The following is a 12,093-nucleotide window of genomic DNA, read 5'->3' on the forward strand; positions in this document are numbered from 1 at the left end:
GGTGATCAAACGGTAGGGCTGCGCTGCAGGATGGCTCCCGTAGCGATCCGATTCCGGCTCCGTGAGCAGCCCGACCCCAGGCGAGAGCCCGGCCGTTTCCCCAGGCCCCCTGGCCCGCCCCGAGGTGGAAACCCTCACGGCCTACAGCGCCCCCCTGGAGGGGCGCCGGGGCCTGCTGCGGCTCGATTTCAACGAGAACACCATCGGCCCCAGTCCGAAGGTGGTGGAGGCCATCCGCGCCATCCCTGCGGAGCACTACGCCATCTACCCGGAATATGACGGACTGCGGGAGGCCGTGGTGGCCTCGCTCGGGGGTCGTGGTCTCTCACCGGCCTGCGTCGGTCTGTTCAACGGGGTGGACGGGGCCATCCATGCGATCTTCCATGCCTTCGGTGCCCCTGGCGACCTGCTGCTGACCACCAGTCCCACCTTCGGCTACTACGCCCCCTGCGCCCGCATGCAGGGCATGGCGATCGAGGCGATCCCCTACCGCCTGCCCGATTTCGACTTCCCCTTCGAGGAGATCCGCGCGGCCCTCGCACCGGCTGGATCGGCGGCGGCCCCGAGGATCCTGCTGCTCTGCAACCCCAACAACCCCACCGGCACCCGGCTGGCGCCCGAGCGGATCCTGGAGCTGGCGGCGGCGGCGCCGCACACCCTGGTGGTGGTCGATGAGCTCTACGAGGCCTTCACTGGCGACAGCGTGCTGCCCCTGCTGCTGGCGGCTGGGGCGAATGGCGATCCCTTCGCCGCGGCTCCCAACCTGCTGGTGCTGCGTTCCCTGGCCAAGACGGCCGGCCTGGCGGGCCTGCGCATCGGCTTCGCCATCGGTGCCCCCGCCCTGGTGGAGCGGGTGGGCCGGGTCTGCGGCCCGTACGACATCAACAGCTTCGCGGTGACGGCGGCCCAGGCCGCCCTGGCCGACCAGGCCTACGTGGACGCCTATGTGGCCGAGGTGCTGCGCGCCCGCGACTGGCTCCTGGGCCAGCTGCGGCAGGCGGGGGTGCGCCACCACGCCGCCGGCGGCAACTACCTGCTGCTCTGGCCCCGTCGCCCCGCAGCAGAGGTGGAGGCTGACCTGCGCCGGGCCGGCATTCTGGTGCGCTCGATGGCCGGCAAGCCGCTGATCGACGGCTCCCTACGGGTCAGCCTGGGCAGCACGGAGCAGATGGGCCAGTTCTGGGAGGCCTACCGGCGGATCGATGGGCTGAACTGACGCCCCAACTGGGACGCCTCAGCGCAACACCTCGACCACCACCCCATCCCCCAGCGGCGGCACCAGGCTGACCGAGGGGCCGCTGCGCCGGACCGTGGCACCCGCCATCGCCTTCAGGAATGGCTCCACTGACCCCTGATCGCAGCCGGCCGGGGGTTTGCCACTGTTGTATTGCACAGGAATCACCCGGCGGGCCTGCAGCTCCCGCGCCACTTCGGCCGCTTCCTGGCCTGTGTAGACCTTGCCGCCGCCGCCGACGCCGATGATCAGCACGTCCGGGCGTCCCAGCAGCACGCGATCGGCGGGGCTGAGGCGGCCGGCGGTGCCGCCGAGGTGGGCGATGTCGAGGCCGCCCTGGCGCCAGCGCCAGAGGGTCGCGTTGCCGAAGCGGCGGCCTCCCACCCGGTCGTGGGGGGCGGCGATGCCTTCAATCTGCAGCCCGGCCAGGCGGTAGGAGCCCGGCTTGACCAGGAACTTGCCGCTGGCCACCGGTGCGCCCTCATCCTTCAGCAGGCTGCTGGCCAGGATCACATCGGCGCTCACCTTCGGCGCGGGCAGGCCGGCGGCACACCCCACCGGCTGGAAGGGATTGAGCAGCACCCGGGAACCGCCCCCCTGGATCATCAGGGCGCTGTGGCCCAGGCTGGTGATCGTGACCCCGCCACCCTTCTGGGCCATCGCCGGCAGCGGCAGGGTCAGTCCGGCTGCCAGGGCCAGACTGACCCCCAGGCGCAGGCCGCCGGTGGTGGTCCTGCAGGTGGGGTGAACCATGGAATTGGTCATGTGGCGCGAAAATAGCAGTGGGCTGCCTGACGCAGGAAATTGGCCAGCAGTTGGTGACCGGCCTGGGTGAGCACGCTCTCCGGGTGGAACTGCACCCCCTGCAGGTGGCGATAGTGGCGGTGCTGCAATCCCATGATCGTGCCGTCCTCCAGCCAGGCGGTGATCTCCAGGCAGTCGGGCAGGCTGTCGCGCTCGGCGATCAGGCTGTGGTAACGGGTGGCGGTGAGGGGTTCGGGCAGGCCTTCGAACACCCCCGCGCCCCGGTGGTGCACCGGTGAGGTCTTGCCGTGCATCAGCTCGCCGGCCCGCACCACCCGCCCCCCGAACACCTGGGCCAGGCACTGGTGCCCCAGGCAGACCCCCAGCACCGGCACGGTGGGCCCCAGTTCCCGCAGCACCTCCTGACAGACCCCGGCCTGGTCAGGATCGCCGGGGCCAGGAGAGATGAGAATCGCCGCCGGCTCGAGCGCCCGGATCTGCTCCAGGTCGAGGGCGTCGTTGCGCTCCACCCGCACCTCGGCGGCCAGGGGATGATCGGCGGCCAGTTCACCCAGGTACTGCACCAGGTTGAAGGTGAAGCTGTCGTAGTTGTCGAGAACCAGAAGCATGGGAATGGTCTAGACGCCGAGGCGGATCAGCAGGGGGGGCACGAGCAGCAGCAGGGCAATCAGCAGCGAGGAGAGGGCGGCGACGAGCACGGCGGCGGCGGCGCAATCCTTGGCGATGCGGGCCAGGGGGTGGAACTGGCGGCCGATGGCCAGATCCACCACCGCCTCGGTGGCGGTGTTGAGCAGCTCCAGCACCAGCACCGCCGCCACCGTCAGCACCAGCACGGCCAGGCGATCGGCGGCCAGCCGCAACCACAGCCCCAGGCCGAACACCACAACACCGGTGAAGACGTGGATACGGAAGTTGCGCTGGCTGGCGAAGCCGTAGGCCAGACCCTGGGCGGCATAGCGGAAGCTCGCCGGCAAGTCGCCGGCCACTTTCCAGGCCCCCACCCGCAGGCGCCTGCCGCGCCGCTGAACGTCACTGGTCACGTCGCGCAGAGCCGGCGGTTGTTCCTCGGGAACGAGCATTGGCATCGCACCGCCTTTGGAGGGGCAAGGCCAACACTACCGCCGTTGGACGCGTCGAACAGCCTTTGTCAGGACGGCGACGCCCGCAGCAGCGCCGTCTGCCGCTCCAGCATCGCCGCCAGGCTGGCCCCATCGGGGTGGTCCCAGCCCAGCAGATGCAGCAGCCCGTGGCTGGCCAGAAACAACAACTCCTCCGCCAAGCCGTGGCCGGCATCGTGGGCCTGCCGCTGGGCCGTGTCCAGGGAGATGACGATGTCGCCCAGCTCCAACCAGGCCTCGCCGCAACCCTCTAGGGCTGGCGGCGCCTCCTCCTGGGCGGCGAAGGCCAGCACGTCGGTGGGGCCGCTGCGGTGGCGCCAGGTCTGGTTGAGGCCTGCGATGGTGGCGTCGTCGCAGAGTTGCAGCCCCAGGCTGTAGCCCGGCGCCCGCAGCTGGGCCGGCAGCTCCGGGCCCAGCTGGGCCAGCCAGGCTCCGAGGTGGTTGCCCCAGAGCGTTTCGGCCAGGGCGGGATCCACCAGGGGGCTGCCTGGGGTGGCGATGGCGGCGGCCCCGGCCCCCGGCTCCAGGCTGAAGGCCAGATCAATCTCCGGTGTTGCCCCCGCCGCTGGGTCTGTCATCGCTGTGCTCATCCGGGCAGGCTGGGCCTCCCCAGCCAGGCGATCAGCAACAGGAAACCGCTCAGCCCCAGGGCGGTGAGGCCGAAGTGGAGCAGGCTCTGGCGTCCCTTGCGCACCATGTTGCGCATGGCCAGCTTCACGAAGCTGGGGTTCTCCTGGCCGGGGGCAGCGGCGCTGGAAGTGGCGGATTCGGGCATCGGGTGGCTGGAGCAGGGGATCAGGCGGCCGCGTCGGCGGCGATCTCCACACCCTGGCGCAGCAGCGCCTGGATGAAGGGATCCAGATCGCCGTTCATCACCCCCTGCACGTCGGTGGTCTCCTGGGCGGTGCGCAGGTCCTTCACCATCTGGTACGGGTGGAACACGTAGTTGCGGATCTGGTTGCCCCAGGCGGCCTCCACGATGTCGCCGCGGATGTCGGCGATTTCCGCCGCCCGTTGCTCCTGGGCGATCACCAGCAGCTTGGCCATCAGCAGGGCCATGGCCTTCTCCTTGTTCTGGAGCTGGGAGCGCTCCTGGGTGCAGCGCACCGCCAGGCCGGTGGGGACGTGCAGGATGCGCACCGCTGTTTCCACCTTGTTGACGTTCTGACCGCCGGCGCCGCCGGAGCGGGAGGTGGTGACCTCCAGGTCCTTCTCAGGGATGTCGAGCTTGACGTCCTCGTCGAGCTTCGGCATCACCTCCACCCCGGCGAAGCTGGTCTGGCGCTTGTCGTTGGCGTTGAAGGGCGAGATCCGCACCAGGCGGTGGGTGCCCTTCTCGTTGCGCAGGTAGCCGTAGGCGTAGCGGCCGTCGATCTCGATCGTGCAGCTCTTGATGCCCGCCTCCTCCCCTTCGGAGAGCTCGTCCACGGTCACCTTCATGCCGTGGTCCTCGGCCCAGCGGGTGTACATCCGCATCAGCATCAGGGCCCAGTCCTGGGCGTCGGTGCCGCCGGCACCCGCATTGATCGAGATCACGGCGCCCTCCTTGTCGTAGGGGCCGTTGAGCAGGCGCTCCAGTTCCCAGCGGTCGAGGTCGGCGCGCAGCAACTGCAGCGAGGTGTTCGACTCCGCCAACAACTCGTCGTCGGGTTCGAGGTCGTAGAGCTCAAGGGTGGCCTGGCCGTCATTGATGCTGGCCCGCCAGGCGGAGAGTTGCTCCAGCTGGGCTTTGACGTCATCCAACTGACGCATCTTTTTCTGCGCCGTCGCCTGGTCGTCCCAGAAGCCGGGCTGGGAGGCCAGCTGCTCGAGGTCCCGTTGACGCGCCTTCAGAGCCGGTACGTCAAAGACAGTCCTGGGCATGGCCCAGGCGGTCGGTGAGTTCGGAGAGGTCGCGCTTGAAATCGGTGAGGTCGAGCACCGCAACCAGCAAGTCTTGTGCCACGACCGTATCAGGTGGGGCGTGGTGTCTCCCCCTTAGGCTGGGCGGAGATGGCCGCGTGAGACTGGATGGAGATCCCAGGAGTCCCCCCAGAGGTATCCGGGCAGGACGCCGTGGAGGTGAAGCCGCCCGCCAAGGTCGAGATCTACACCTACCGCTTCTCCTCCGATTGCGTCCGGGCCAAGGGTCTGCTGGACAGGCTCGGTTTGACCTACAACGAATTCATCATCGACGACGATGAAATCAACAATCTCGCCATGATGAAGCGCTCGGGAGGTTGCACCAGCGTTCCCCAGATCTTCATCGACGGCATCGCCATCGGCGGCTACGCCGAGCTTGAAAAACTGAATGCTGGCGGTGAGCTGGCCGCCCTGCTGCGTCTGGTCGCGTGATCGGCAATCGGGACGCCCAGCTGTTCGTGGTCGATCCGATCACGCGCCTGCGGCCGGCCAAGGATTCCAGTGTGGCCCTGATGCAGGCGGCGCAGCGGGCTGGTCTGGCGGTGTGGGCCTGTACCCAGGCGGATCTCTCCACCGCCGGGAGGGCCGATGGCGCCCATTGCCCCCGGGCCTGGGCCCAGCCGCTGCATCTGGCGGAGATGGCCGCCACGCCGGAGGGCTGGACCGTGCCGGACCCCTGGTTCGAGGCCGGTGAGCCCCGCGAGCTGCCGCTGGATCATTTCCGCTGGATCTGGATGCGCAAGGATCCACCCGTCGATGAGGCCTACCTCTACGCCACCCAGTTGCTGGAGATGGCTGAAGCCACCGGTGTGCGTGTCCTCAATCGCCCTGCGGCCCTGCGGGCCTGGAACGAGAAGCTGGGTGCCCTGCGCTTCAGCCATCTGATGGCGCCGTCGATGGTGAGTGCGCGGGTGGAGCAGCTGGCGGCCTTCGCCGCAGGTCACGAGGAGGTGGTGCTCAAGCCCCTGGCGGGGCGGGCCGGACAAGGGGTGGTGCGGGCCGCGGCGGCGGCTCCCGGCCTGCGGGCGTTGCTGGAGCTGGTCACCCTCCAGGAAACGCTGCCCGTCATGGTTCAGGCCTTTCTGCCGGGGGTCAGCGCCGGCGACAAGCGGATCTTGCTGGTGGATGGGGAGCCCCTGGGCGCCGTGAATCGGCTGCCCAAGGCGGGTGAGTTCCGCAGCAACCTGGCCCTGGGTGGCGCCCCCGTCGCTGCCGATCTGAGCGACACCGAGCAGCGCATCTGCGCCGAGCTTGCCCCGGTGCTGCGGGCCGAGGGGCTCTTCTTCGTCGGCATCGACGTGATCGATGGCCGGCTCAGTGAGATCAACGTCACCAGCCCCACCGGGGTGCGGGAGGTGGAGTGGCTGGGGCGCCGCCCCCTGGCCGATCAGGTCATCGAGCGCCTGCTGGTCAGCTGAAGGAGGTGGCCAGCGGCAGGTTGAGTTGCTGCTGCAGGACCCCCAGCTTCAGCGCCACCTCCTGCAGTTCCCGCTCAGGGTGGGATCCGCGCACCAGCCCCGCCCCGGCTGTCAGCTCCAGCTGCCGGCCCCGCAGGGTGCCACTGCGGATGGCCACCCGCAGATCCGTATCGCCTTCGGTGTCGATCCAGCCGATTGGCGCGGCGTAGTTGCCCCGCTCGAACGGCTCGAGGCTGCGCAGCCAGGCCATCGCCTCGCGCCGGGGCAGGCCCGCCACCGCGGGGGTGGGGTGCAGGGCTTCGGCCAGGGTGAGTGGGGCCTGGCCCTGCAGTGAGGCCGTGATCGGCGTGTGCAGATGCACCAGGGAGCCGTGCCGGGCCAGCCGCGGCCGCCGTGGCCGCCGTGGCTCCAGGCCCGCCTTCTGCAGCACGGCCGTGATCGTTTCCACCACCAGCTCATGCTCGTGGCGGTCCTTGCCCGACTGCAGCAGGTCGTCGGCTGGTTCCCCCAGCGGGGCGGTGCCGGCCAAGGCATCACTGCGCAACTGGCCCTGCCGCAGGGTGAGCAGCCGCTCCGGTGAGGCCCCCACCAGGGCTTGCCGCTCCGATTGCTGCCACAGGAAGCGGCAGCTGCCGGGCTGGCTGCGGCGCAGGTGCGACAGCAGGCTGAGGGGATCGAGCGGACCATCGAGCACCAGCTGCTGGCGCACCGCCAGCACCAGCTTCTGCAGCTCGCCGCGCTCCACCAGCTCCAGGGCCCGATCCAGGGCGGAGCGGTAGCCCGCCTGCCAGTTGGAGCCATGGGCGATGCCCACCGGAAGGCCCCGGCTCGTCCCGAAGTGCCCTGAAGAGTCCAGGGCTTCGAGTCGCTGGCGGGTGTCCCAGAGCTCTTCGGCCACGCTGCGGGCCGTGATGCCGCCGCCGAGGGAGCGCTGCAGCCGCAGCCAGCAGTGGCGGCCCTGGCGGCTCAGCTGCCAGCTGGGCAGGACCGCCTGCACCCCCGCTGCACCGGTGCCGGGGTGCAGCGGGCTCTCGAAGAAGGCGAAGGCCAGCAGCACCCTGGGCCTGGCCAGGGCCGGACAGGGGGCTGCTTCCCGGGCCAGGCGGCTCAGGCTCAGGCTGCTGAAACGCTGGGCCAGCTCGAAGCGGCGCGGACCGCTCAGCTCCAGGCCATTGCATTGGCCGGCGGCGGCGATGCTGAGCCCCGGGGCGCCGTCCCAGAGGAAGCGGAAGTCGCCGCTGCCACCCAGGTGGGGCAGGGCAACAAGGGGGTCGAGGGCCGCCATCGGCAGGCCGAGGCTGAGCACTCCCTCCTCCTCCAGACGCCGGCTGGCGGCGGTGGCTGCCGAGAGCAGCGCGGAGAAGCTGGCAGGGGCCTGCACCAAGGGGCCGCGGGACCGGGGCGGAAGGCTGCTCAAATGTATGGGCCTTTCCCCGCCGAACGCCCGCGGCCCCCATGTCTGAGCCACAGGTCGTCGCAAGCCGTTACGCCGCGGGGAGCATCGCCGCCGCCGATCGCGGTCGCCTCTGGCGCGCCGCCGTGAAGTGGCCCATGTACGCCGTGGCGGTGATGCCGGTGCTGCTGGCCGCCGGCTGGCGGTTCGGCCAGGGGCTGGGCCTGCGGCCCGATCAGCTGCTGCTGTTCCTGCTGGCGGCGGTGCTGTTGCTGGCCTGGGAGAACCTCGCCAACGACGTCTTCGATGCCGACACCGGCGTGGACACCCACGGCAAGCCCCATTCCGTGGTCAACCTCACCGGCCGGCGCGACCGGGTGCTCGCTCTGGCCAACGGCTGCCTGCTGCTCGGGCTGGCCCTGATGGCCCTGGTGGCCCTGCGCAGCAGCGCCGTGGTGCTGCTGCTGGTGCTGCTCTGCTGCGGCCTGGGTTACCTGTACCAGGGGCCACCGTTCCGACTTGGCTACCGCGGCCTGGGGGAACCCCTCTGCTGGCTGGCCTTCGGCCCCTGCGCCACGGCTGCCGCCCTGCTGGCCCTGGCCCCAGCTGGGGAGGGAGCCGGTGGGGCGCCATGGGGACCGGCGCTGGTGCTGGGCAGCGGGCCGGCGGTGGCCACCTGCCTGGTGCTGTTCTGCTCCCATTTCCACCAGGTGGACGAGGACGCCGCCCACGGCAAGCGTTCGCCGGTGGTGCGCCTCGGCAGCCAGCGGGCCGCCGCCCTGGTGCCCTGGTTCGTGGCCACCGCCCTGGCGCTGCAGTGGGCGCCGGTGCTGCTGGGCTGGTGGCCGCCCACGGCCCTGCTGGGGGCCATCGGCCTGCCGCCGGCCCGGGCCCTGATCCGGCTCCTCGGCGAGGAGCACCACCGGCCCGAGCGCCTCATCGGCAGCAAGTTCCTGGCCCTGCGCTTCCAGGCCCTCAACGGCCTGGGGCTCGCCTGCGGCCTGGCCCTCGGCCCCTGGCTGACGGCGCTGGCGGGCCGGTGAGCGCCCCTGCGGCCGGGGGAAGGCCCGAGGGGTGGCTGGGGCTGGAGATTCGGCCCTTCGCCTTCCAGTTGCCCAGGCCGCTGCAGACGTCCAGCGGTCGGCTGGCGTCCAAGCGGGGCTGGCTGCTGCGGCTGCAGGCCCCGGACGGCGGCGTCGGCTGGGGGGAGGCGGCGCCGCTGGAGCCCAGCGAGACGCCGGCCGTGGCGGAGGCCCTCCAGGCTCTGGGCCCTGCCGTGGAGCGGAGCGCTCTGGAGGACAGGCTACCGGCCCTGCCGCCCAGTCTGGCCTTCGCCCTGGGGGCCGCCCTGGCGGAATGCGATGGGGCGGTGGGAGCGGCTGCCGGTGGCGGCTGGCTCGCCGCGCCGCCGTCGGCCTGGCTGCTCCCGGCCGGGGAGGCGATGCTCGCGGCTCTAGAACAACGGCTCGCCGGCCCAGCGGCCACGGCGCTCACCGCCAAGTGGAAGGTGGCGGTGGCAGCCGATGGGCTGGAGCGGCAGTGGTTGGAGCGGCTGCTCGAGCGCCTGCCGGCGGCTGGCCGCCTGCGGCTCGATGCCAACGGCGGCTGGGACCGGGCCACCGCCGCCGCCTGGGCCGAGCGGCTGGCGCAGGAACCGCGGCTGGAGTGGCTGGAGCAGCCCCTGGCCGCCGGCGACCAGGAGGGCCACGAGCGGCTGGCCCTGAAGATTCCCGTGGCCCTGGATGAATCCCTGCGGCGGTGGCCGGAGCTCCGCCAGCACTGGGGTGGCTGGCAGGTGCGGCGCCCGTCCCAGGACGGTGATCCCAGGCCCCTGCTGGGCCAGCTGCAGCAGGGGGTGCCCCGGCTGATGCTCAGCACCGGCTTCGAGACCGGCATCGGCGCCCGCTGGACGGCCCACCTGGCGGCCTTGCAATGGCGCGGGCCGACGCCGGTGGCCCCCGGCCTGGCCCCGGACTGGTCGCCCGGCGGCCCCCTGTTCGCCCATGACCCGCAGCGGGTCTGGGCGGCGGCGGCCTGAGCCCCTGGCGGGGCCCTTAGCGTGGCGGTAAGCGGAGACCCTGCGTGGCCGACCCCTCCTGGGCGCCCCTGCTGTTCGAACCCGCCCGGGCTGACCCCGAGGCGGCGGCGGCCCAGCTGGAGCAGGCCTGGGGACAGCAGCGCCTGGTGGCCCTGGCCGGGCCCGGCCAACAGGGGGAGCTGGCCGAGGCCCTGGGTGGGGCCACCGAGGAGATGGCGGCGCTGGCCCGGTTCGGGGCGGCGGTGGTGGTGGGCAGCGGTGGCAGCGCCGGCGGGCGTCACTGGTGTCTGCAACCCCTGGCCCACCTGCAGGCTTCCGCCGAGGCCACCGTCACCTGGGTGGAGGCCCTGGGGCTGGAGCCGGCCGCCTGCCTGCACCTCGACCCCCTGCCGTTGCACCACGTCAGCGGCCTGCTGCCCCTGGTGCGCGCCCGCCACTGGGGGGGGGCGTGGCGCTGGCTGGCCCCGTCGCTGCTGCGCCGGCCGCAGGACTTGCCCCAGGCCTGCCCCCTGCCCCGGGATCGCCCGGTGCTGCTCTCGCTGGTGCCCACCCAGTTGGCCCGGTTGCTGGCCAGCCCCGAGGCCACCGCCTGGCTGGCGGGCTGTGCCGTGATCTGGGTCGGGGGTGCGGGCCTGCCGGCACCGCTGGCCGCCGCTGCCCGCCGCGCCCGCCTGCCCCTGGCCCCCTGCTACGGCGCCACCGAAACCGCCGCCATGGTGTGTGCCTTGCCGCCGCAGCGGTTCCTGGCCGGAGCCGCGGGCTGTGGTGAGCCCCTGGGCGACGTGGCCCTGCGCCTCGATGGTGCCACCGGCGCGGTGGAGGTGCGCTGCGGCCGCCTCAGCCCCGGCCGGCTGGTGGCGGGCCGGCTGCTGCCCCTGCCGCTGCAACCGGGCGGCTGGTGGCGCAGCGGCGACGCCGGGCGGCTCGACGCCGAGGGACTGGCGGTGCTGGGCCGCCTGGATGGGGCCTTGCACAGCGGTGGCGAGACGGTCTTCCCGGAGCGGCTGGAGGAACGGTTGCAGGCCCAGGCGGAATGCGCGGGGGCGGGCCTCGACGCGCTGCTGCTGCTGGCCCGGCCCGATCCGGAATGGGGCGAGCAGCTCGTGGCCCTGGTGCGCCCCCGGCAGGAGGGCGAAGGGGCGGAACTGCTGGGGGCGCTGCAGGCCCTCACGGCCGCCTGGCCGCCCGCCGAGCGGCCCCGCTCCTGGCACCTCTGCCCGTCGCTGGCACCCACCGCCGCGGGCAAATGGGAACGGGGACGTTGGCAGCGGTGGCTGGACTCGCTAGAAGCCTTCTGAATGGCACCCGCACCGATGACCGACAGCCAACAGGTCGAGACCAGCAACAAGAAGCTGGCGGCAGGGCTGCTGGCCATCTTCCTGGGATCGCTGGGTATCCACAAATTCGTTCTGGGCTACAACAAACCCGGGCTGATCATGCTGCTGGTCACGGTGCTCACCTGTGGCTTCGGCGCGTCGGTGATGGGGATCATCGGGGTGATTGAAGGTGTCATCTACCTCACCAAGTCGACGGAGGAATTCCAGGCCCAGTACATCGACGCCACCCGGGAGTGGTTCTGATGGCGGCCCCCCACCCACGGCTGGGCCTCGCCCTGCTGGTGGGGGGTGGGCTGGTCAGTTTCGTGGCCCTGGGGGCAACGCCGCACGATGGCCTGCACCCCCTGGCCCTGACGGGGGCGCTGCTGCCCCTGCAGTTGGCCGCCCTGGTGTGGGCCCTGCTGAACCGCCGCTAGGCGTCCGGCCGACTGGCCTCCAGCCATTTCACGAGGCTGCCGGGGAGATCCGTCCGCTGCCGGCTGGCTGACTCCATGGCCAGGTGCCGGGTCAGGCCGGTGGCCGCTTCCTTGCCGTCGTGCACAAAGCGGTAGCGAATCTCGAAGCTGCCGCGATCGCGCTGCAGGGGCCGCAACTCGATGGCCAGGGGATCCCCGCAGACGAGGGGCCTGAGAAAGTCGGCGCTGATGTGCACGATCGGCAGCGCTACGGGCGGTGTCCGGCCAGGCCCGGGAAAGATGGCGCCGGACGCCACGCCGAACCGCTCCAGGCTTTCCTCGTAGGCCACATGGCACCAGCGCAGCAGCTGGTGAAAGTGCATCACCCCGGCGGCGTCGGTGTCACCGAAGCGCACGGTGCGGCAGAGCAGCAGCCAGTCCGCCGGCGTGCTTGGTGGGTTGGATGGGGACATCAACCTCCGTGGCGTCGCCA

The 12,093-nt window shown here is 71.7% G+C and carries 16 protein-coding genes; 8 read left to right on the forward strand and 8 right to left on the reverse strand.

Annotated elements, in window-relative coordinates; all coding sequences use genetic code 11:
* Positions 1 to 61: 61 nt before the first annotated feature.
* On the forward strand, positions 62 to 1,216 hold the full coding sequence (locus KBZ33_RS06125) for a histidinol-phosphate transaminase (RefSeq protein ID WP_254951589.1): 1,155 nt from the start codon (positions 62 to 64) through the stop codon (positions 1,214 to 1,216).
* A gap of 18 nt (positions 1,217 to 1,234) precedes the next feature.
* Here KBZ33_RS06125 and KBZ33_RS06130 read toward each other — a convergent pair whose 3' ends face one another.
* From KBZ33_RS06130 to prfB, 6 genes are all read right to left on the reverse strand, one after another.
* Entirely contained in the window at positions 1,235 to 1,987 is a 753-nt protein-coding gene (locus KBZ33_RS06130) for an MBL fold metallo-hydrolase (RefSeq protein ID WP_254951588.1), read from the reverse strand.
* 8 nt (positions 1,988 to 1,995) lie between these two features.
* Positions 1,996 to 2,607 (reverse strand): aminodeoxychorismate/anthranilate synthase component II, encoded by a 612-nt coding sequence (locus KBZ33_RS06135; RefSeq protein ID WP_254951586.1) that lies wholly within the window; start codon positions 2,605 to 2,607, stop codon positions 1,996 to 1,998.
* Between the two features lie 9 nt (positions 2,608 to 2,616).
* On the reverse strand, positions 2,617 to 3,078 hold the full coding sequence (locus KBZ33_RS06140) for a diacylglycerol kinase family protein (RefSeq protein WP_254951642.1): 462 nt from the start codon (positions 3,076 to 3,078) through the stop codon (positions 2,617 to 2,619).
* Positions 3,079 to 3,146: 68 nt separating this feature from the next.
* On the reverse strand, positions 3,147 to 3,695 hold the full coding sequence (gene ybeY / locus KBZ33_RS06145) for an rRNA maturation RNase YbeY (protein WP_254951584.1): 549 nt from the start codon (positions 3,693 to 3,695) through the stop codon (positions 3,147 to 3,149).
* An 8-nt stretch (positions 3,696 to 3,703) separates the two neighbouring features.
* Positions 3,704 to 3,892 (reverse strand): DUF3285 domain-containing protein, encoded by a 189-nt coding sequence (locus tag KBZ33_RS06150; RefSeq protein ID WP_254951583.1) that lies wholly within the window; start codon positions 3,890 to 3,892, stop codon positions 3,704 to 3,706.
* Positions 3,893 to 3,912: 20 nt separating this feature from the next.
* Positions 3,913 to 5,038, reverse strand: a protein-coding gene (prfB, locus tag KBZ33_RS06155; protein WP_254951640.1) for a peptide chain release factor 2 whose coding sequence is annotated in 2 segments (ribosomal slippage) — positions 3,913 to 4,962 and positions 4,964 to 5,038 — 1,125 coding nt in all. Because the reading frame shifts where the segments join, the coding sequence is not laid out codon by codon here.
* 134 nt (positions 5,039 to 5,172) lie between these two features.
* On the opposite strand from prfB, the gene KBZ33_RS06160 reads away from it, so the two are divergent.
* Positions 5,173 to 5,451: a glutaredoxin domain-containing protein gene (locus KBZ33_RS06160; protein ID WP_315859148.1), complete on the forward strand. Its 279-nt coding sequence runs from the start codon at positions 5,173 to 5,175 to the stop codon at positions 5,449 to 5,451.
* Positions 5,448 to 6,437, forward strand: a complete 990-nt coding sequence (gene gshB / locus KBZ33_RS06165) for a glutathione synthase (RefSeq protein WP_254951581.1) — start codon at positions 5,448 to 5,450, stop codon at positions 6,435 to 6,437. The genes KBZ33_RS06160 and gshB overlap by 4 nt, the downstream gene beginning before the upstream one ends.
* Here the strand turns inward: gshB and KBZ33_RS06170 are convergent.
* Entirely contained in the window at positions 6,430 to 7,821 is a 1,392-nt protein-coding gene (locus KBZ33_RS06170) for an isochorismate synthase MenF (RefSeq protein ID WP_254951580.1), read from the reverse strand. The genes gshB and KBZ33_RS06170 overlap by 8 nt on opposite strands.
* A 71-nt stretch (positions 7,822 to 7,892) precedes the next feature.
* Here KBZ33_RS06170 and menA point away from each other — a divergent pair, with 71 nt between their 5' ends.
* From menA to KBZ33_RS06195, 5 genes are read left to right on the forward strand one after another with little or no spacing between them, the layout of a single operon-like run.
* The gene (gene menA / locus KBZ33_RS06175) at positions 7,893 to 8,873 is read left to right on the forward strand and encodes a 2-carboxy-1,4-naphthoquinone phytyltransferase (protein ID WP_254951578.1); all 981 of its coding nucleotides are present in this window, start codon (positions 7,893 to 7,895) and stop codon (positions 8,871 to 8,873) included.
* Complete coding sequence (locus KBZ33_RS06180; RefSeq protein ID WP_254951577.1) at positions 8,870 to 9,868, forward strand: o-succinylbenzoate synthase; 999 nt, start codon at positions 8,870 to 8,872, stop codon at positions 9,866 to 9,868. The genes menA and KBZ33_RS06180 overlap by 4 nt, the downstream gene beginning before the upstream one ends.
* 44 nt (positions 9,869 to 9,912) lie before the next feature.
* Positions 9,913 to 11,166 (forward strand): AMP-binding protein, encoded by a 1,254-nt coding sequence (locus KBZ33_RS06185; protein ID WP_254951575.1) that lies wholly within the window; start codon positions 9,913 to 9,915, stop codon positions 11,164 to 11,166.
* 15 nt (positions 11,167 to 11,181) lie between these two features.
* Positions 11,182 to 11,448: a TM2 domain-containing protein gene (locus tag KBZ33_RS06190; RefSeq protein WP_254951574.1), complete on the forward strand. Its 267-nt coding sequence runs from the start codon at positions 11,182 to 11,184 to the stop codon at positions 11,446 to 11,448.
* Complete coding sequence (locus tag KBZ33_RS06195) at positions 11,448 to 11,621, forward strand: hypothetical protein (RefSeq protein WP_254951573.1); 174 nt, start codon at positions 11,448 to 11,450, stop codon at positions 11,619 to 11,621. Before KBZ33_RS06190 ends, KBZ33_RS06195 begins: the two co-directional genes overlap by 1 nt.
* Here the strand turns inward: KBZ33_RS06195 and KBZ33_RS06200 are convergent.
* Positions 11,618 to 12,073, reverse strand: coding sequence for a thioesterase family protein (locus KBZ33_RS06200; RefSeq protein ID WP_254951571.1), 456 nt, complete (start codon positions 12,071 to 12,073; stop codon positions 11,618 to 11,620). The two genes, KBZ33_RS06195 and KBZ33_RS06200, sit on opposite strands and share 4 nt — an antisense overlap.
* Positions 12,074 to 12,093: the final 20 nt, after the last annotated feature.

The organism is Cyanobium sp. Cruz-8D1, from assembly GCF_024345975.1.
Taxonomy (GTDB): Bacteria; Cyanobacteriota; Cyanobacteriia; order PCC-6307; family Cyanobiaceae; genus Cyanobium.